Here is a 17354-nt window from a genome sequence, read left to right as displayed (position 1 = left end):
ACGAATCAGGCGTAGACGCCGATCCTGAGAGGGAGATGGGATATCGCGCAGGAGACCCTGGATTCCGCCGCCTCGCCGCCGCGCTCTTTGCCGCGGGGCTGGGCACGTTCGCGTTGTTGTACTCGACGCAGGCGCTGCTGCCAGTGCTCGCGCGCGACTTCCACGTCTCCCCCGCGATGTCGGCGCTGACGCTGGCCGTGACGACCGGCGCGGTCGGGATCGGGCTGCTGCCCGCGGCGTGGCTGAGCGACGCGGTCGGGCGGACCAGGGTGATGGGCTGGTCCTTGGTGTTGTCGTCGTCTTTGGGCTTGTTGAGCGCCTTGGCGCCGTCGTTCGAGCTGCTGCTGGCGGTGCGCGCGCTGGAGGGCTTGGCCCTGGCCGGGCTGCCCGCGGTCGCGATGGCATACCTGACCGAGGAGGTCCACCCGGACGCCTTGGGCGGCGCGGTCGGCCTCTACATCGGCGGCAACGCGATCGGCGGGATGGTCGGACGGCTGCTGGCGGGCGGGCTGACCGACGTCGGTGGCTGGCGCGTGGCGGTCGGCGGCGTGGGCATCATGGGCGTGGTCTGCGCCGCGACGTTGTTGTTGCTCTTGCCCGAGTCCAAGCACTTCGTGGCGCGGCCGTCGCGGGGCCGGGATGCGCTGGCGCGGCTGCGTGCACCGCTGTCGGATCCGGGGCTGCTGCGCCTGAACGCCATGGGCGCGTTGTTGATGGGGACGTTCGTCGCGGTCTACAACGGCCTCGGCTTCCGCTTGGCCGCCGAGCCGTTTCACCTCTCCCCCGCGGTGTTGTCGTTGGTGTTCCTGGTCTACCCGGTGGGCAGCGCGTCGTCGGCCTCCGCCGGCCGACTGGCCGATCGCTTCGGACGTCGCACCGTGCTGCCTTTGGGCGTGCTGCTGACGCTTGGCGGCCTGGCGCTGACCGCGACGCCGTCGCTGCCGCTGATCGTGATCGGCATCGCGACGCTGACCGCGGGGTTCTTCGCCGGCCACTCGGTCGCGTCGTCGTGGGTCGGTCGCCGCGCCGCGGGTGCCGCGGGGCAGGCGAGCGCTTTGTACTTGTTGGCCTACTACGCGGGATCCTCGATCGCCGGGCCGCTGGCCGGGACCGCGTGGACGATGGACCACTGGAACGGCGTGCTGGCGATCGCCGGCCTGATGCTCGCCGCGGCGTTCTTGGTGTCCTTGCGGCTGCGTCGCACCCCACCCCTCGCACTTTCCGCGCAGCGAGCGGTGCGTTGACCGGGAATATCCCGGTCAACGCACCCGGCACTGCGGGTCAGGCCGCCTAGGAGGTTGCTCGAAAAGACTTAGCCGAAGGCGACGTCGAACGCCGAGCCCGTCTCGTCCAGCGCGCCAGGGGCGGCGCCGCCGCTGGCCGCGTTGCCGAAGTCCTCGCGGCTGCGCAGAACGCCGGGTCCGCCGCGCGCGCGGGAGCGCAGCGTGATGGCGACCGTGGTCCACGCGTCGTCGGTGATCGTGCCGGTGTGGCCGCTCGTGGTCACGGCCTTGGCGGCGGTGAAGCCGGCCCAGTTGGAGCTGGTGGTGGAGACCGTGGCGGCCTCGGCCTCGGCGGCGGCGACCACGGCGCCGCCGCTCGCCGCCAGGACCAGCGCGGAGACGAGGGCGGCGGCGCCGCGTCGCAGGCTCACGAGCGCTTGGCGTGCTTCGTGCGGTGACGCGTCGCGGCCTTCTTCTTGGCCGCGCTGGTCGCCGTCGTGCTCGTGGTGGTCGTCGTGTCGCTCGGGTAGCTCGCCGCGGTGTCCGTCTGGCCGGGGTAGGTCCCGGCGGTGTCGGAGCCGCTGCCGCCGCAGGCGTAGGCGGCGCCTGCGCCCGAGAGCGCGATCAGGCCGGTGGCGGCGGCCACGGCGAGGGGTCGGCGGGTGAGGTCCATCTGCTTCCTCCTGGTTGGGGTTGCAGGGACGACGCCGCGCCGGGCGCGTTGTCAGGCGCTATCGGCGTTTTCTCAGGATCGGGCGAGGATGGTGCGCAGGACGTCCAGCGCCCGCTCGCGGTGCGCGTGCAGCTCGGCGACCAGCGTGTCGGCGTCGCGGCGCTGCGCGGCGTCCAGGATCGCGTCGTGCGCGTCGAGCGACGCGCGGCGCTCCTCGGGCGAGTTGTAGTACATCGCGCGGTAGGCCTCGGTCGAGTCCCACAACAACCGGATCACCCGCAGCGCGTGCGGCTGGCCGGGCGCGTCGAGCAGGCCGAAGTGGAAGCGGCGGTTGGCGGCCAGCTCGGCGGCGACGTCGCCGCTGTCGGCCGCCTCGACGCACTCGCGCGCGGCCTCGCGGACGCGCTCCAGCGCCTCGTCGTCCAGCACCGGCAGCGCATGGCGGGCGGCGCGCTCTTCGAGGACCGCGCGCAGCTCGTAGATCTCGGTCAGGTCGGCGACGTTCAGCTCGGTGACGAAGTAGCCGCGGCGGGGCAGGTAGGTGAGCTGCCCCTCCTGCTCCAGGACGCGCAGCGCCTCGCGGATCGGCGCGACGCTGAGGCCGAGGTCGGCGGCCAGGTCCTCCTGGTTGACGCGCGCGCCGGGCCGCAGCGCGCCGCCGACGATCAGCCCGCGGAGGGCCTCGACGGCGTGCTGCTGCGCGGTCGCGACCGGGCTCAACGGAAAGCCTGGATCCCGGTGACGGCGCCGCCGACGACGAGCGCGTGGACGTCGGCGGTGCCCTCGTAGGTCACGACCGACTCCAAGTTGTTCATGTGGCGGATGACGGGGTACTCGAGCGTGACGCCGTTGGCGCCGAGCACCTGGCGCGCGCTGCGGGCGACGCGCAGTGCGGCGTCGACGTTGCCGAGCTTGCCCATGGAGACGTGCTCGTTGCGCAGCAGGTTGTCGTCCTTCATACGGCCGAGGTGCAGCGCCAGCAGCGTGCCCTGGTTGACGTCCAGCGCCATCTGGGCCAGCTTGGACTGCTGGATCTGGGTGGCGGCGATCGGGCGGCCGAAGGCCTCGCGGGAGAGCGCGTAGTCCAGCGCGGCCTCGTAGCAGGCGCGCGCCGCGCCGATCGCGCCGAAGACGATCCCGAAGCGCGCCTCGTTGAGGCAGGAGAGCGGGCCACGGAGGCTGCTGACCTCCGGGAGGCGGGCGCTGTCTGGAAGGCGGACGTCGTCGAGCAGCAGCTCGCTGGTGACGCTCGCGCGCAAGGACATCTTCTTGTGGATGTCCTGGGTCGTGAAGCCCTTGGTGCCCTTCGGGACCAAGAACCCCTTGATGCCTTCGTCGGTGCGGGCCCAGACCACGGCGACGTCGGAGATCGAGCCGTTGGTGATCCACATCTTCGAGCCGTGCAGGATCCAGTCGTCGCCGTCACGGCGGGCGGTCGTGCGCATCGCGGCGGGGTCAGAGCCCGCGTCGGGCTCGGTCAGGCCGAAGCAGCCGATCGCCTCGCCGGCGGCCATCCGCGGCAGCCACTCCTGCTTCTGCTCCTCGCTGCCCCAGCGCCAGATCGCGAACATCGCCAGCGAGCCTTGGACGGAGACGAGCGAGCGGATCCCCGAGTCGCCGGCCTCCAGCTCCAGGCACGCGAGGCCATAAGCGGTGGCCGAAGCCCCCGCGCAGCCGTAGCCGGTCAGGTGCATGCCCAGGACGCCGAGCTTGCCGAGCTTGGGCGCGAGCTCTGCGACCGGGACCCGCCCCTCCTCGAACCAGTCGCCGACGTACGGGACGACCTCCTTGTTGACGAACGCGCGCACGCTGTCGCGCATGTCGCGCTCCTCGTCGGAGAGGAGGTGGTCGACGTTGAGGAAGTCCTGGGGCTTGATCTCGGGCGGGGCGGCGGCGGTGGACGACATGGCGGTGGGGCTCTCCTGCGGTCGGGGCGGCGCCGGCCACCCCGCTCCGGGGCGCAGCGCACGAATCTTCGAAGATCTAAGATCCTTGCACATGACCGACGCGGCCGCACTCGACGACCTGGTGATCGTGGACTTCTCGCGCGTGCTCGCGGGCCCGCTGGCGACGATGGTGCTGGCGGACTTGGGCGCGGAGGTGATCAAGGTCGAGCGGCCAGGCGTAGGCGACGACACGCGCGCGTGGGGGCCGCCCTTCGACGAACGCGGGCAGCCGACGTACTTCCAGTCGGTCAACCGCAACAAGTCGAGCGTGGCGCTCGATCTGGCCGTTCCTGACGACGCCGCCCGCGTCCGCGAGCTGGTCGCGCGCGCCGACGTCGTGGTCGAGAACTTCCGGCCGGGCGTGATGGACAAGCTGGGGCTGGGCTACGAAGCGCTCGCGGCGCAGCGGCCCGAGTTGGTGTACTGCTCGATCACCGGCTTTGGCTCTGGCGGGGCGGGCGCGGCGCTGCCGGGCTACGACCTGCTCGTGCAGGCGCTTGGCGGCCTGATGTCGATCACCGGCGAGCGCGACGGCGAGCCGCAGAAGGTCGGCGTCGCGTTGGTCGACGTGATCACCGGGCTGTTCGCGTCGGTCGGGATCCTGGCCGCGCTGCGCCACCGCGAGCGCACCGGATCCGGACAGCGCGTTGAGGTCGACTTGTTGTCGTGCTTGCTCGCCGCGCTGGTCAACCAAGGCAGTGCCTACACCTTGGCCGACGCCGTCGGCAGGCGGATGGGCAACGCGCACCCGTCGATCGCGCCGTACGAGCTGTACCCGACCGGCTCGGGCGAGCTCGTGCTGGCGGTGGGCAACGACCGGCAGTTCGGGGCGTTGTGCGAGGTGGTCGGGTTGGGGGCGGATCCGCGGTTTGCCACCAACGCGGCGCGCGTGGAGCACCGGGACGCGCTGCGCGAGGCGCTGATTGCGGCGTTGGCCACCCGGCCGGCGACCGAGTGGGTGGACGCGCTGACCGCCGCGCGCGTGCCGGCGGGCGTGGTCAACGACGTCGCGGGCGCGTTCGCGTTCGCCGAGGCGCTGGGGCTGGGTCCGGTGGTCGAGGTGGCGCGCGAGGACGGGACGGTCGCGCGGCTGACGCGCAACCCGATCGGCCTTAGCGCGACGCCGGCGCGCTATCGGACCGCGCCGCCGGACCTGCCCGCGGGCTGAGCGGTCGTAGGACTAGGCCTTGATCGGCTTGGCGCCGTCGTAGCGCTCCAAGCCGTCGTCGGGAACCGGCAGCCACGGCGGCGCGTCGGCGACGAAGTTGTGGAACTGCGGGCTGATGCCCGGGTCGTCGTCGAGCGTGCCGAGCCGGATCGAGACCTCGCGGCCGTCGGGCCAAGAGCCGCCGAAGAGGCTTGACCCACAGGCCGCGCAGAAGGCCTTCACCATGCCTTGGTCGGGTCGGTAGGCGCGGATGAGGTCTTGTCCGGCGAGGAGCGCGAAGGCCTCGCGCGGGACGCGACCCTGCGTAGAGGCCGCGGCGCCGGTGTGCTTGCGACAGCGCGAGCAGTGGCAGAAGTTCGCGCGCAGGAAGGGCGCGGTGACCTCGTAGCGGACGCCGCCGCAGAGGCAGCCGCCGCGCACAGGAGCGGCGGCGGCGGGAGAGGGACCGGTCATGGTCCGCATTCTCCCGCCGCCAAGTGCCTGTGGCTAGGAGGCCGAGACCGCGTAGAGCGTCCCAGAGGTGCTCGTCACCGAGGTGACGGCCGTGCCGTGGGACTGGACCCACTCGCTGATCGCCGATGAGGAGCCGCCGCCGGGGCCGCCGCCACCGTTCCCGGAGATCAACACGTACTTCAACTCGCCGTTCTTGACCATCTTGGCGAGCTGGCTGACGGTCGGCGCGTTGTCCGAGCCCGTGAAGCCGCCGATCGTCACGACCGCCTTGCCGGTCTGCAGGATGATCGGCGCCGAGGACTGCGCGCCGCTCACGGCGACGAGGTACTTCGCCGAGCCCTGATTCTGCTCGAGGTAGCTGATGAGCATGGAGTCGACGGAGGCACCGCCGCCCATGCCGCCGCCGCCCATGCCACCGCCGCCGGAGGGGCGGGCCGTGGAGGAGCCGCTCGGCGCGGTGCCCCCGCTCGGCCGCGTGCCGCTCGGCGGGGTGCCGCCGCGCATGCCGCCGCCCCCACCGCCACCGCCGAAGCCGCCCGAGCTGACGCTCGACGGGCCGGCGAGGACGTTGTTGCCATTGAGCGAGTGGCCGACGTTCGCGATCGCGTAGGAGGCGGGCGCCGCGCCGAGGGCGAAGGCGCCGGTGATCGCGGCGACGGCGACGAACTTCCGCCCGCCGGCGCGCACCGCGGCGATCGACGCGACGGCGGCCACCGCGGCGACCGGGATCGCGACCCGCAGCCACGGCGCGAAGTCCGCGGTGCGGTCCAGCAGGTCGACGGCCAGCCAGGCGGTCCCGGCGATCGTCGCGGCCAGGACCGCGGCACCGGCCCAGGAGCGGATCGCCCACTTGGCCATCATGATCACGCCGATGCCGGAGAGCGCGGCAACCGCGGGCGCCAGCGCGCTCGTGTAGTAAGGGTGGAACGTGCCCTTGGCGGTGCTGAAGATCAGGAAGTGGACGAGCGCCCACAGCCCGAACAGCACCAGGCCGGCGCGCTGCTTGTCGGTCCGGGGCGCGCGGCGCGTCAGCCACAGACCGGTGACGAGCGACACCGCCGCCAGCGGCAGCAGCCAGGCGATCTGGCCGCCGACCTGCTCGTTGAACAGCCGCCAGATCCCGGGCAGTCCGCCGAAGCTCGCGCCCCCGCCGCCGCCCATGCCGTTCTCGTTGCCGGTCAGGCGGCCGAAGCCGTTGTAGCCGAAGATCAGGTTCCAGACCGAGCCGTCGGTCGAGCCGCCAATGTAGGGCTTGCTGCCCGGCCACAGCGTCACGGCCACCGGCCAGGCGACGCTGACCACGACCATCGTCACGCCCGCGACCGCGAGCTGGCCGATGCGCTTGCCCAGCGCGGGCTGGCCCGCCAAGAGGTAGGCGCCGGCCAGCGCGGGGACGACCATCCAGCCCTGGAGCATCTTGGTCATGAACGCCAGGCCGACCATCGCGCCGGCCCAAGCCAAGTGCTTGGTCTTGCCCGAGTCGATCGCCTTCTGCGTGAAGTAGACCGAGGCCACCAACAACAGGATCAGCAGCGCGTCGGGGTTGTTGACGCGGGCGATCGCGATCGTGATCGGCGTCGTCGCCAGCGCCAGGGCGCCGGCGATGCCGGCCGCGGGGCCGAACGCGCGCTTGACCGTCGCGTAGAGGAGGCCGACGGCGGCGACGGTGCAGATCGCGTCGGGCAGCAGCATCGAGGCGCTGGAGTAGCCGAAGATCCGCGCCGAGAGACCCATCATCCACAGCGACAGCGGCGGCTTGTCCACCGTGATGAAGCTGCCGGGGTCCAGCGACCCGAAGAACCAGGCCTTCCAGTCGACGCTCGCAGACTTCACGGCGGCCGCGTAGTAGGTGTTGGAGTTGCCGCTGATCGTGATGTCCCAGAAGCACAGGACGGCGGCGAGCAGAAGCACGCCGAGCAGGGCGGGGCGCGCCCAGGCGGGGTCGGCGGCGCTGGAGCGCAGCGCCGCGGAGCGGGCCCGTGTCCAAGGGCCGGAGCGCGGAAGCAAGGGAGGTCGTGCGGTCGTGGTGGCCATGCGTTGAGCATCGACCGCGCCCCGGTGAGCGCCGTGGGAGGTTCCTGGGAACCTCCTGTGGCGCTCGCAGCTCTGGCTACGACACGTCGCCGTGGCGCACGGTGAAGCCCGCGCGCTGGCCGATCACCGGGCGCCAGCGCACGCCGCTGAGGCCCGAGGCGTCGCCGACCGAGGACGTGTCGAGCCGGATGTCCGCGACCTCCAAGTACGCATGTTCAGCCGAGGCGTACACGTTGATCCATCTGCCCTGGCCCTCGCCGAGCGCGGTCATCAGGCCGGTCGAGGCCAGCGGGGAGTCCAACAGGCCCGCGCCGATCAGCGCGTAGCTGACCGCGCCCGAGCAGTCATAGCCATCATCAACGACCGTGCCGTGGCCGCCGCCCCACTCGTAGGGCTTGCCGATGATCTCGTTGGCGGCGGCGATCAGGCGCTTGACGACCTTCGGCGCGTCCTCGGGAACGGTCGCGGTGCCGTCGGCCTTGATCGTCGCGCGGGTGCCCTTCGTGGTCGTCGCGGAGGCGGCGGTGATCGTGGGCGTCACCGCAGCCGCGGCGGCCCCGGAGAGGCCGTTGGCGTAGGCATTGCCAACGGGAAGGGTCAGGACGAGCGAGGTCACGAAGGCGGCGGCAGCGCCGGTCGTGCCGCGCGAGGGGAGTCGGGGCATGCGCGCAGGGTGGGGCGACTCCCTCTGCGCAATCTGAGCGCCGGCGAAGGACTACTTAAGTTCGCCCACGACCTCCTGCACCGCCGCGGCGATCGTGCCGTCGCCGACGAGCTCCTCGGCGGCCCGCAGGTCCGGCGAGAGGTAGCGGTCGTCGCCCGGGCCGTCGACGCGCTCGCGCAGGGCGGCGAGCGCCGCCGCGGTCCCGGCGGCGGGCTGCAGCGGCGCGCGCAGGTCGATGCCGTGCGCGGCGCAGGTCAGCTCGACCGCGAGGATCCGCGTCAGGTTGGCGATCGCGACGCGCAGCTTGCGCGCGGCGCCCCAGCCCATCGAGACGTGGTCCTCCTGCATCGCGGAGGTCGGCAGCGAGTCGACCGACGCGGGCGCGGCCAGGCGCCGGTTCTCGGCGACCATCGCGGCCTGCGTGTACTGGGCGATCATGAAGCCCGAGTTGACCCCGGCGTCCTGCGTGAGGAACGGCGGCAGGCCGTGCGAGCGGGCAGGGTCGAGCATCCGGTCGGTGCGGCGCTCGGCGATCGCGCCGACCTCGGCCGCGGCGATCGCCAGGAAGTCCAGGACGAACCCGACCGGCGCGCCGTGGAAGTTCCCGCACGACTCGACGCGGCCATCAGGCAACACCATGGGGTTGTCGATCGCTGACTGGAGCTCGTTGAGCGCGACGGTGCGGGCGTGGTCGACCGTGTCGCGGGCGGCGCCGGCGACCATCGGCGCGCAGCGCAGGCTGTAGGCGTCCTGGACGCGGTCGTCGTCGTGGCGGTGGGAGGCGACGATCGGCGACCCGGCAAGGATCGTCCGCAGGTTCTCGGCCGACGCGGCCTGCCCGGGCTGGGGGCGCAGGTCGACAAGGTCGGCGGCGAAGACGCGGTCGGTGCCCAGCAGCGCCTCGACCGACATCGCGGTCGTGATGTCGGCGACCTTGAGCAGGTTGTCGAGGTCGGCGAGCGCCATGACCAACATCCCCAACATGCCGTCGGTGCCGTTGATCAGCGCGAGGCCCTCCTTGGCCTGGAGCGTGAGCGGCGCGATGCCGGCGGCGTCGAGCGCCTCACGCGCGGGGACGGTGTTGTTGGTGGCGTCGACGACCTCGCCCTCGCCGAGCAGCGCCAGCGCGCAGTGCGCCAGCGGCGCGAGGTCGCCGGACGCGCCGAGCGACCCGTGCTCGCGCACGACCGGCGTGATGCCGGCGTTGAGCAGCGCGAGGATCGTCTCGGCGACGACCGGCCGCGCGCCGCTGCGACCCATCGCCAGCGTGCGAGCGCGCAGCAGCATCATCGCGCGGACGACCTCGCGCTCGACCGGCGCGCCGAGGCCCGCCGCGTGCGAGCGAACCAGCGCACGCTGAAGCTCCTCGCGCCGGTCGGCCGGGATGACGACGTTGGCCAGCGAGCCGAACCCGGTCGAGACGCCGTAGGACGGCTCCGGCGCGTCGAGCAAACCGGCGACGACCGCGGCGCTGGCGGCCATCGTCTCTCGCGCCTCCTCGCCCAACTCCACCCGCGCGCTCGCGCGCGCGACGGCGACGACGTCCTGCGGGCGCACGCCCGTCCCACTCAACTCGACGGTGCTCATCGCGACCGAGCGTACGCGCCCGCCCGCGCCGCAAACCTGGGCGTCTCGGATGCGAGACACGGCGATGGGTCGCGCGTAACCCGCGATATGCGCGGGTTACGCGCGACTCAGTGCTGAGCGGCGCCGGCGTGGACGGAGGTTCGGTACATCCGTACCGGTTTTGGTACATTCGTACCGATGTCCGCTGCTGCCGCTGTCCCCGGCCGTGCCGATGCTCGCCGCGCCCCGCGCGGCGAGGCGCGTCGGGCTGCGCTCACGGAGGCGGCGCTGGCGCTGATCGCGCGGGTCGGTCCGGATGGGCTGACGCATCGTGCGGTCGCGGCCGAGGCCGGGTTGCCGCTGGCGGCCACGACGTACTGGTTCGCCTCCAAGGAGGACATGGTCCGGGCAGCACTCGAGCACGCGGCCGAGCGCGACATCGCCTACTGGGAGCGGCTGCGCGAGGCGTCGCGGGAGTGGACGATCGCGACGCTCCCCAAGCACCTGACGCAGGTCGTCCAGGACGCGTGCACGACGCGTCGCGAGTGCGCGATCGTCGACTGCGCGCTGTGGCTGGAGGCCGTGCGCCGGCCCGAGCTGCGCGACGTCGCTCAGCGCTGGCTCGACGCGTACTCCAACTGCATCCAGGCGATCCTCGTCAACGCGGGCGCACCTGCGACCGACGACGACGCGGACCTGCTCGGCTCGGTCATCGACGGGCTCATCGGCCACCAGCTCGTGGCCACCGGCCCGTTCGACGACCGGCTCGTCACCGCGCGACTGAAGCGGCTGATCGCCGCGCTGGCCGGGTGATCGCGTGTCCCCTGCCGCCGCCGTTAGGGCCCCTGGGGTCCCGCGAACGCTCGCCCTCGCGCTGCTCAGCCGTGTCCCGCTGAGCGCGATCGGCCTGCTGCTCGTCCTTCAGATCCGCCACCTCGGCCACTCCTACACCTTGGCCGGCGCCTGCTCCGGCGCCTGCGCGCTGGGCATGGCGATCGGCTCGCCGTTCGTCGGCCGGATCATCGACCGCGCCGGGCAGGCGGCGGTCCTCTTGGTCACCGCCGCCGCGGTGGTCGCGGTCACCGCGCTTTTCGCCATCATCCCCGCCGGCGCGCCCGCGCCCGCGTTCATCGGCGTCGCCGCGCTGATCGGCGCCGTGCAGCCGCCGGTCGGCTCGTGCGTGCGGGTGCTCTGGCGCCGGATGCTCGACGGCCCGGGCTTCTCCGCGCTGGTCACGCTCGACGCCTCGCTACAGGAGCTCGCGTTCCTCAGCGGCCCGCTGCTGCTGATCGGCCTGGCCTCCGGGGTCGGCGCCGCCGCCGCGCTCACCGTCACCGCCGCGATGACCGGCCTGGTCGCCGTGCTCTTCGCGATGCTCCCCGAGACACGGCGCTTTGGCGGCGCCGATGAGCCGGCCGCGCACGACGCGCCCCCGCAGGAGCGCGCCTGGCGCTCGGGCGGCGTGCGCCTGCTGTTGCTGGTCTCCGCGCTGATGGGCGTCGCCTTCGGCGCAACGGAGCTCGGACTGGTCACGACCGCCGAGCACCACGGCGCGCGCGGCGCGTCCGGGATCCTGTTCGCGGTCTGGGGCGTGGGCAGCTTCGTCGGCGGCATCCTCTGGACACGCAACGCCCACCATCGCGACCAGGCCGCGGCGATGCCGTGGCTGCTGATGATCCTCGGCGTCACGACCGCGCTGATCGGCGCACTGCCGTCGATGGTCCTCGTCGGCGTCGGGATCACGCTGGCGGGCGCCGCGGTCGCGCCGCTGTTCGGCATCGTCTACAGCCGCATGGGCGAGGTCGCGCCGGCGGGCGCGCTGACCGAGGCGTTCACGCTGGAGACCTCGGCGATCACCGCCGGGATCGCGCTCGGCTCCGCGCTGGCCGGCGCCGCCGCCAGCGGGTTCGGCGCGCCCGCCGCGTTCGTGCTGGCGGGCGCTGCCTTCCTGATCGGTTGCGCTGCGGTCCGGGCGTCTAGCGCAGCGGGCTGAGCACCGCGAACATCCGCTCAGCGCCCGCGATCGCTGCGAGCCGCTTCGTCCGCCGGCCGGACAGCTTGCCGGCGCCGACGAGCACGGTCGAGTAGCGGTCGGTGCCGAGCACGCGCCCGAGCCAGGACTCCGCCCGGCCGTGACGGCAGACGACGCGGCACTCAGCATCGTCGGTCAGCGCGCAGACCTTGTCGCGCAGGATCAGCTCGGCGCGGATCCGCGAGTCTTCCGCCCACGGCCGCGGCATCATCATCCAGCCGCTAGCCGCGACCGCCCACCAGAACGGCATCTTCGCCGGCCCGCAAACCGTGACCCGGGCGCCGAGCGACGCCGCGCGCGCGTAAGCGATGGGCAGCGCTTCCGCCAGCCCGGCGTCGTCCATCGCGACCACTAGCACCCCGGCGTTCCCACGATCGGAGCGTTCGACGACCGAGCCTCTCTCGGGCGCCTTGACGTTGATCACCAGGTCTCCTCCTCCTCCGCTGACCAGGGGCCGAATGTACACCTGTCGCGTAAGCGCTGCCTGAGTCTTTCGTCCAGTGCGGCAAGAACCCGACCGCGACGGTGAGGCTTCCCACACCTCCCGAACACGGGTCTGCCGGGGCGAGTTGCGCTCCCGACGCTGACACCGTGTCGGGCATGGTCTTCCTCTGCCCCACCGAACTGGTCGCCCGGGCCTCGCGGTTGAGGCCCGACCTGGAGCCTGCCTTCACCGACGACGGGTGGCTGCCCGTCCGCATCCACGACGTCACGCTGACGAGCGCCGGCCTGGCGTTCGCGGCCGGCGACGTCGCGCTCGCCCGCCCTGCCGCGGCGCGCCATCCCAACGACTTCATCGCGTTCTCCGAGCGCCTGGAGAGCCTCGTCGGGCTCCGCCACGGCGACCACTTCGCGTTCACCGACGAGCCGGCGGCGGCCGCTGCGGCGGTCAGCTGATGAGGCCCGTCGTGTCCGTGATCGCGGTGGTGCTGACGAGGCCCAGGACGGTGACGGTGACGCGCAGCGACACGCGTACGCCGCGGTCGGCGGCGACCAAGCTGTAGCTCGCGTTGGTCGCGCCGGCGATCGCGGTGCAGCTCGCGCCGGTCGCGTCGCAGCGCTGCCATTGGTAGAGCACGCTGCCCAGGAGCTGGACCCACGTGCCGGTCGCGCTGGTCAGCGTCTGCCCGACGGTCGCGGTTCCACCGATCGTTGGCGTGTTGTTGACGATCGGCGCCAGGAGGCTGGGCGCGGTGCCGGCGAGCGAGACCGCGGTCGACGCCTCAGAGCGAACGACCGCGCCGGCCCGCGCGCCGTTGACCGGCGTCGAGTCCACCCGCAGCGTCTTGCCGACGTCGGCCAGCACCGGCGTGTAGTCGGCGCCGGTGCCGCCGTTGGCCACGCAGTTGGCGCCGGCCGCGTCGCAGCGCAGCCAGGTGTAGGTGATGGTCGACGGCGCCGGTGAGAACGTCCCGGCGGTCGCGTGCATCACGGAGCCGGTCTGCGGCGCGCCGAGGACGGACGGGAGCTGGCGCAGCAGCGGCGGAAACTCCGCGGCGGCCGCGAAGGTCGCAGACGTCGACGCGCCCGCGTTGGTGAACGCGGCGCCCGCGACGCCGACGATGCCGCCGACCGCGACGGTCGCCGCCGCAGCGGCGGCCGCGATCAGCGCGCGAGCACGCACGCCCCGGGCTCGGTCGAGGTCGCGGCGGGGCTCCGCCAGATCCGGCACAGCACCAGCGCGCAGGAGAGCAGGGACAGCAGCGCGAGGACGACGCCGCGCGCCGGTGAGCGGTCCAACAGCGCCGAGGCGATGTCCGGCAGCGCGACCTGCGCGCGCAGGCGGCCGACCGTGCCGTTGGGCGCGATCGTCCAGGCCTCGCTCCCGCGGTTGGCGTCGCCGCGCGTGACGATCCGTAGGTGGCCGGCCTCGCGCCGGACCGAGACGACGCGGTGCGTGAGCGTGCGGCCGTCGACGTGCGGGTCGGCGAAGGTGATGACCTCGCCCGGGCGGGCGGCGTCGGCGCGAGCGCGCTCGACGAGCACGAGGTCGCCGGGCGTGATCGCCGGCGCCATCGAGCCGGTGCGCTCGACCAGCGGCTGCCAGCCGCGCTGGTGTGCGACCAGCGCGAACGCGGGCCCGATCACGATCGCCGCCAGAAGGGCGATCGTCATCAGGCGCCGCGCCGCGCGGGGCACGTACCCAAGTGCTAGCTGGACGCGGTCCACGTGAGGTCGAGACCCGCGGTCTTGCCCTGGAAGCTGTTGGCCGCGAGCGGATCGAGCGTGACCTTAACCCGGTAGCTGCGCGTGTCACCGGGGTTCCAGGCCGAGCCATCGTTCTGCGGGCTGCCGACGGTCGGCAGCGCGTTGAGCAGGCCGGTGATCAGCCCGGCGGTGCCCTGGACGAAGTTGGTGCAGCTGTTGCTCGCGCCGCCGGTGGCGCCGGTGCCCTTGTCGATGACGACCTGTAGGGCACCGCCGAGCGTGCCGGTGGCCGTGGCGCTGAGCGCGACGTTCGAGAACGCCACGTCGCCCGCGTTGGTCACGTTGATGCACTTGGTCGCCGAGACCCCGGGGATCAGCCCGGTGAGGCCGAACAGCGCGCTGCCGGCGTCGTCGTCGGTGACGCGGACCGTGCCGGAGGAGAACGTCGAGCCGGTCGTGCCGGTGGTGTCGGTGAAGGCCGAGTACGTGCCCCACGCGCCCACCGCGCCGAAGACGCTGAGCGAGGCGATCGAGGCCAGGACCTTGAGCGAGAGGATGCGTGACATCCCTCACTGGGTCGGCTTTGCGTCCAGTGCGCTGAACCAGCACGCGGCTCGCGCGCCGGCCAGACCTCCGTCGCCGCGCGGCTGAGCCGTGCGGCTAGCTGCGGCTTAGGTCACCAGGCCGCGGCGCAGCGCCTCGGCGACCGCGCTCGCGCGGTCCGAGACGCCGAGCTTGGCGTACAACGTGGACAGGTGGACCTTCACCGTCGCGGGGCTGAGGTGCAGGTGCTTGCCCATCGCGATGACCGTCAGGCCCTTGACCGCCAGCTCGAGCACCGCGCGCTCGCGCTCGGTCAGATCGAGCGTGTTGCGCTCGGCCCGGGCCTGGATCTCCTCGATGATCTGGTGCTCGACGTCGGGACCGAGGCTGCGCACGCCGGAGGCGACCCGCCGCACCGCCTCCTGGATCTGCCGCATCGACGCGTCCTTGGTGACGTAGCCGAAGCCGCCGGTGGCCAGCGCGTCGTAGACCGTCGCCCCGTCGCGGTGGGCCGACAGGAACAGCACCCGCGTCGGCACCTGTCGTGCGACGAGCTCGGCGGCGACCGCCGGCCCGCTGCGGCCCGGCAGCTCCACGTCGAGCACCGCCACGTCCGGCTGCACCCGCTCGATGAGCTCGATCGCCTCGACGCCGTCGCTGGCGGTGCCTGCAAGCGAGAGGTCACTGGCCTGGTCGAGCGCTCGGCTGAGCGCGTCCAGGTACACCGGATGGTCATCTACGACGACGACCTTGTAGGGCGTCGTTCCGTTTTGCTCCCCTGGCGTGTCCATCTATCGCTAAGTATCACGCATCGTAGAGCGACGCTGCGTCAGATTCTCGCCTCCACGGTTACTGACCTACCTCATTGAGCACATTTTCAGTTACGAGTTCTCCCGCGATGTCCTCGCTTCGCCTTGGCCGCCTTCTTCGCCTTGGCCTTCTTGTTCGCCTTGGCCTTCGCGGTCTTCTTGGCCTTGGCGGCGGCCTTCTTGAAGGTCGTGGCCTTCGCGGCGGGCGCGGCGGCGGCGGGCGTGGCGGCCGCGGCCGCGGCGGGAGCAGCAGCAACCGGCGTGGCGGTCGCCGCGGGAGACGCCGCCGTCTGCCCCGGGTCGTCACCGCGCAGGGCGCGCAGCGCGCGGTAGGCGTTCAGGCGGCCGCCGGTCGCGACGCGGCCGGCCAGCGCGTCGGCGCGGTCGACCGAGGACAGGATCGCCGTCTTGACCGCCGCGACGGTCGCGCCGGGCTGCGACGCGAACGCCAGCGCGGCGACGCCCGCCACGATCGGGGCCGCGAAGCTCGTGCCGGTCCAGCCGGTCGAGGTGCCGTTCAGCGTCGGGGCGGCGATGCCCTGGCCCGGGGCGGCCAGGTCGACGCTCGTCGCGCCGTAGTTCGAGATCGAGGCCAGCGTGTCGCTCTTGGTTGACGCGCCCACGCAGAGGACGTTGGGCGCCGGGTCGCTGCAGGGGTAGGACCCGGTGGCGGCGGCGCTGGCGCCGTCGACGTCGCCGCCCGCGTTGCCGGCCGCGACGACGAACAGCGTCCCGGGGTGCTCGGTGATCGCGTTGTGGACCAGCTCGGACTTCACGCCGCCGACCGAGACGATGACGACCTTCGCGCCGGCGTCGGCGACGTAGTCCAGGCCGGCGGCCAACTGGGCGGTGGTGCCGGCGCCCTGGGCGTTGAGGACCTTGGCGACGATCAGCTTCGAGGCCGGGGCGACGCCCGCGTAGACGCCGTTGAAGCCGGAGACGACCTCGCCGGCCGTCGCGGTGCCGTGGCCGTGATCGTCGGTCGCGTCGCCGTCGTGGTTGACGAAGTCGCAGCCGTGGAGGTCGTCGACGCAGCCGTTGCCGTCGTCGTCGACGCCCGCCGCGCCATTTGCCTCAGCGGCGTTGGTCCAGAGCGTCGCCCCCGCGACCTCCGCGTTGGCGAGGTTCACGCCCGAGTCGACCGACCCGACCAGCACCGCGGCGCCGCCCGCGCCGGCCAGGTCCCACGCGCCGGTGACGTCGGCGGTGCTCAGGGCCCACTGCGCGCCCTGCCCGCTCGCGGCGCTCGCGGAACCGGCACCCACCCCACCCATGGCCAGCAGGGCCAGGGCGATGACGAGGACGAGGCGGGTGGTGACCTTCATGCCTATGGCATCGGATCACCAAGTGAGACATCGGGGTGCCGTTCGGTGAGAGAACGGTGAGAGGCCGCCGCCCGCGGCGAGCGTCTACTGCGCCACGTACCGGTAGCCGACGCCGCGCACGGACTCGATCGGGCTTTCGCCGTCGCTCCAGTCCAGCTTGCGGCGCAGGTAGCGCACGTAGGTCTTCAGCGTGTCGCGCGAGGCGGCCAGCGGGTCGCGCCAAGCCAGCTCCAGGAGCTGCTCGTGCGACAGCACGCGCCCGCGGTGGCGCACGAACGCCGCCAGCAGCCGGAACTCCAACGGGCTCAGCAGGACCTCGCGGCCGTCGACCTCCGCCACGTGGCGCGCGAAGTCCATCGACACGCGGCCGTCGACGTAGACCTCGATCTCGTCCTCCTCGACCGCCGAGCGGCGCAGCAGCGCGTCGACGCGCGCCAGCAGCTCCTGGTTGGAGTACGGCTTGGTCTGGTAGTCGTCGGCGCCGCCGCGCAGGCCGCGCACCTTCTCCAGCTCCAACCCGCGGGCGGTCAGCATCAGGATCGGGGCCTCGGTCACGTCGCGCAGGCGGCCGAGCGTCTCCCACCCGTCCATCACCGGCATGGAGACGTCCAGCAGCACCAGCTCGGCGGGCGTGCCGAAGAACGACCGCAGCCCTTCGCGACCGTCGCGTGCGACCGCGACCTCGTGCCCCGCGCGCTGCAACAGCAGCCGCAGCCCGAGCGCGACGTCAGGCTCGTCGTCGATGACCAGGATCCGTGCCATGTCAGGAC

20 protein-coding genes are annotated in these 17354 nt (G+C 72.8%); 5 read left to right on the top strand and 15 right to left on the bottom strand.

The window, feature by feature from the left end; genetic code table 11:
* The first annotated feature begins 35 nt into the window (after positions 1 to 35).
* On the top strand, positions 36 to 1244 hold the full coding sequence (locus ACT01A_RS19545; RefSeq protein WP_445148771.1) for an MFS transporter: 1209 nt from the start codon (positions 36 to 38) through the stop codon (positions 1242 to 1244).
* 68 nt (positions 1245 to 1312) lie between these two features.
* Here the strand turns inward: ACT01A_RS19545 and ACT01A_RS19540 are convergent, their stop codons facing one another.
* The 4 genes from ACT01A_RS19540 to ACT01A_RS19525 all read right to left on the bottom strand — a co-directional run bounded on the left by ACT01A_RS19540 (position 1313) and on the right by ACT01A_RS19525 (position 3803).
* Positions 1313 to 1654 (bottom strand): hypothetical protein, encoded by a 342-nt coding sequence (locus tag ACT01A_RS19540; RefSeq protein WP_445148770.1) that lies wholly within the window; start codon positions 1652 to 1654, stop codon positions 1313 to 1315.
* Positions 1651 to 1896: a hypothetical protein gene (locus ACT01A_RS19535; RefSeq protein WP_445148769.1), complete on the bottom strand. Its 246-nt coding sequence runs from the start codon at positions 1894 to 1896 to the stop codon at positions 1651 to 1653. The genes ACT01A_RS19540 and ACT01A_RS19535 overlap by 4 nt, the downstream gene beginning before the upstream one ends.
* A 72-nt stretch (positions 1897 to 1968) precedes the next feature.
* The gene (locus ACT01A_RS19530) at positions 1969 to 2616 is read right to left on the bottom strand and encodes a GntR family transcriptional regulator (protein ID WP_445148768.1); all 648 of its coding nucleotides are present in this window, start codon (positions 2614 to 2616) and stop codon (positions 1969 to 1971) included.
* Positions 2613 to 3803: an acyl-CoA dehydrogenase family protein gene (locus ACT01A_RS19525; protein ID WP_445148767.1), complete on the bottom strand. Its 1191-nt coding sequence runs from the start codon at positions 3801 to 3803 to the stop codon at positions 2613 to 2615. Before ACT01A_RS19525 ends, ACT01A_RS19530 begins: the two co-directional genes overlap by 4 nt.
* A 91-nt stretch (positions 3804 to 3894) precedes the next feature.
* Between ACT01A_RS19525 and ACT01A_RS19520 the strand changes: the two genes are divergently transcribed.
* On the top strand, positions 3895 to 5010 hold the full coding sequence (locus tag ACT01A_RS19520) for a CaiB/BaiF CoA transferase family protein (RefSeq protein ID WP_445148766.1): 1116 nt from the start codon (positions 3895 to 3897) through the stop codon (positions 5008 to 5010).
* A 12-nt stretch (positions 5011 to 5022) separates the two neighbouring features.
* Here the strand turns inward: ACT01A_RS19520 and ACT01A_RS19515 are convergent, their stop codons facing one another.
* From ACT01A_RS19515 to hutH, 4 genes are all read right to left on the bottom strand, one after another.
* Positions 5023 to 5463 carry a GFA family protein gene (locus tag ACT01A_RS19515; RefSeq protein ID WP_445148765.1) on the bottom strand — a complete coding sequence of 147 codons (441 nt, stop codon included), beginning with the start codon at positions 5461 to 5463 and terminating at the stop codon, positions 5023 to 5025.
* 33 nt (positions 5464 to 5496) lie between these two features.
* A complete protein-coding gene (locus ACT01A_RS19510) occupies positions 5497 to 7497 on the bottom strand; it encodes a glycosyltransferase family 39 protein (RefSeq protein WP_445148764.1) in 2001 nt (666 codons plus the stop codon).
* A 76-nt stretch (positions 7498 to 7573) separates the two neighbouring features.
* Complete coding sequence (locus tag ACT01A_RS19505) at positions 7574 to 8161, bottom strand: hypothetical protein (RefSeq protein WP_445148763.1); 588 nt, start codon at positions 8159 to 8161, stop codon at positions 7574 to 7576.
* Between the two features lie 51 nt (positions 8162 to 8212).
* Positions 8213 to 9748 carry a histidine ammonia-lyase gene (gene hutH, locus ACT01A_RS19500; RefSeq protein WP_445148762.1) on the bottom strand — a complete coding sequence of 512 codons (1536 nt, stop codon included), beginning with the start codon at positions 9746 to 9748 and terminating at the stop codon, positions 8213 to 8215.
* A 177-nt stretch (positions 9749 to 9925) separates the two neighbouring features.
* On the opposite strand from hutH, the gene ACT01A_RS19495 reads away from it, so the two are divergent.
* Together ACT01A_RS19495 and ACT01A_RS19490 are read left to right on the top strand one after the other, a co-directional pair.
* Positions 9926 to 10540: a TetR/AcrR family transcriptional regulator gene (locus ACT01A_RS19495; protein WP_445148761.1), complete on the top strand. Its 615-nt coding sequence runs from the start codon at positions 9926 to 9928 to the stop codon at positions 10538 to 10540.
* A 4-nt stretch (positions 10541 to 10544) separates the two neighbouring features.
* Complete coding sequence (locus ACT01A_RS19490) at positions 10545 to 11720, top strand: MFS transporter (RefSeq protein ID WP_445148760.1); 1176 nt, start codon at positions 10545 to 10547, stop codon at positions 11718 to 11720.
* Here ACT01A_RS19490 and ACT01A_RS19485 read toward each other — a convergent pair.
* Positions 11704 to 12183 (bottom strand): hypothetical protein, encoded by a 480-nt coding sequence (locus tag ACT01A_RS19485; protein ID WP_445148759.1) that lies wholly within the window; start codon positions 12181 to 12183, stop codon positions 11704 to 11706. The genes ACT01A_RS19490 and ACT01A_RS19485 overlap by 17 nt on opposite strands.
* A gap of 167 nt (positions 12184 to 12350) precedes the next feature.
* Here ACT01A_RS19485 and ACT01A_RS19480 point away from each other — a divergent pair, with 167 nt between their 5' ends.
* Positions 12351 to 12656, top strand: a complete 306-nt coding sequence (locus ACT01A_RS19480; RefSeq protein WP_445148758.1) for a hypothetical protein — start codon at positions 12351 to 12353, stop codon at positions 12654 to 12656.
* Here the strand turns inward: ACT01A_RS19480 and ACT01A_RS19475 are convergent.
* The 6 genes from ACT01A_RS19475 to ACT01A_RS19450 all read right to left on the bottom strand — a co-directional run bounded on the left by ACT01A_RS19475 (position 12649) and on the right by ACT01A_RS19450 (position 17346).
* The gene (locus ACT01A_RS19475; protein ID WP_445148757.1) at positions 12649 to 13383 is read right to left on the bottom strand and encodes a hypothetical protein; all 735 of its coding nucleotides are present in this window, start codon (positions 13381 to 13383) and stop codon (positions 12649 to 12651) included. The genes ACT01A_RS19480 and ACT01A_RS19475 overlap by 8 nt on opposite strands.
* Positions 13365 to 13874 carry a signal peptidase I gene (locus ACT01A_RS19470; RefSeq protein WP_445148756.1) on the bottom strand — a complete coding sequence of 170 codons (510 nt, stop codon included), beginning with the start codon at positions 13872 to 13874 and terminating at the stop codon, positions 13365 to 13367. Before ACT01A_RS19470 ends, ACT01A_RS19475 begins: the two co-directional genes overlap by 19 nt.
* Positions 13875 to 13909: 35 nt before the next feature.
* A complete protein-coding gene (locus ACT01A_RS19465) occupies positions 13910 to 14473 on the bottom strand; it encodes a TasA family protein (RefSeq protein WP_445148755.1) in 564 nt (187 codons plus the stop codon).
* A gap of 105 nt (positions 14474 to 14578) precedes the next feature.
* Positions 14579 to 15241 carry a response regulator gene (locus ACT01A_RS19460; protein ID WP_445148754.1) on the bottom strand — a complete coding sequence of 221 codons (663 nt, stop codon included), beginning with the start codon at positions 15239 to 15241 and terminating at the stop codon, positions 14579 to 14581.
* An 86-nt stretch (positions 15242 to 15327) separates the two neighbouring features.
* Positions 15328 to 16584 (bottom strand): S8 family serine peptidase, encoded by a 1257-nt coding sequence (locus ACT01A_RS19455; RefSeq protein ID WP_445148753.1) that lies wholly within the window; start codon positions 16582 to 16584, stop codon positions 15328 to 15330.
* Between the two features lie 84 nt (positions 16585 to 16668).
* Entirely contained in the window at positions 16669 to 17346 is a 678-nt protein-coding gene (locus tag ACT01A_RS19450) for a response regulator transcription factor (RefSeq protein ID WP_445148752.1), read from the bottom strand.
* Positions 17347 to 17354 lie beyond the last annotated feature (8 nt).

The sequence above is a fragment of the Baekduia sp. Peel2402 genome, from assembly GCF_052567285.1.
Note: the sequence above shows the minus strand (reverse complement) of the source record. Positions and strands in the feature narration are given on the sequence as shown.

What these genes read in the sequence shown, in the direction of transcription:
- ACT01A_RS19545 (WP_445148771.1), top strand. Translation starts at nt 36, where the DNA reads ATGGGATATCGCGCAGGAGACCCTGGATTCCGCCGCCTCGCCGCCGCG.
- ACT01A_RS19535 (WP_445148769.1), bottom strand. Translation starts at nt 1,896, where the DNA reads ATGGACCTCACCCGCCGACCCCTCGCCGTGGCCGCCGCCACCGGCCTG.
- ACT01A_RS19525 (WP_445148767.1), bottom strand. Translation starts at nt 3,803, where the DNA reads ATGTCGTCCACCGCCGCCGCCCCGCCCGAGATCAAGCCCCAGGACTTC.
- ACT01A_RS19520 (WP_445148766.1), top strand. Translation starts at nt 3,895, where the DNA reads ATGACCGACGCGGCCGCACTCGACGACCTGGTGATCGTGGACTTCTCG.
- ACT01A_RS19515 (WP_445148765.1), bottom strand. Translation starts at nt 5,463, where the DNA reads ATGACCGGTCCCTCTCCCGCCGCCGCCGCTCCTGTGCGCGGCGGCTGC.
- ACT01A_RS19510 (WP_445148764.1), bottom strand. Translation starts at nt 7,497, where the DNA reads ATGGCCACCACGACCGCACGACCTCCCTTGCTTCCGCGCTCCGGCCCT.
- ACT01A_RS19505 (WP_445148763.1), bottom strand. Translation starts at nt 8,161, where the DNA reads ATGCCCCGACTCCCCTCGCGCGGCACGACCGGCGCTGCCGCCGCCTTC.
- hutH (WP_445148762.1), bottom strand. Translation starts at nt 9,748, where the DNA reads ATGAGCACCGTCGAGTTGAGTGGGACGGGCGTGCGCCCGCAGGACGTC.
- ACT01A_RS19495 (WP_445148761.1), top strand. Translation starts at nt 9,926, where the DNA reads ATGTCCGCTGCTGCCGCTGTCCCCGGCCGTGCCGATGCTCGCCGCGCC.
- ACT01A_RS19470 (WP_445148756.1), bottom strand. Translation starts at nt 13,874, where the DNA reads ATGACGATCGCCCTTCTGGCGGCGATCGTGATCGGGCCCGCGTTCGCG.
- ACT01A_RS19465 (WP_445148755.1), bottom strand. Translation starts at nt 14,473, where the DNA reads ATGTCACGCATCCTCTCGCTCAAGGTCCTGGCCTCGATCGCCTCGCTC.
- ACT01A_RS19460 (WP_445148754.1), bottom strand. Translation starts at nt 15,241, where the DNA reads ATGGACACGCCAGGGGAGCAAAACGGAACGACGCCCTACAAGGTCGTC.
- ACT01A_RS19455 (WP_445148753.1), bottom strand. Translation starts at nt 16,584, where the DNA reads ATGAAGGTCACCACCCGCCTCGTCCTCGTCATCGCCCTGGCCCTGCTG.
- ACT01A_RS19450 (WP_445148752.1), bottom strand. Translation starts at nt 17,346, where the DNA reads ATGGCACGGATCCTGGTCATCGACGACGAGCCTGACGTCGCGCTCGGG.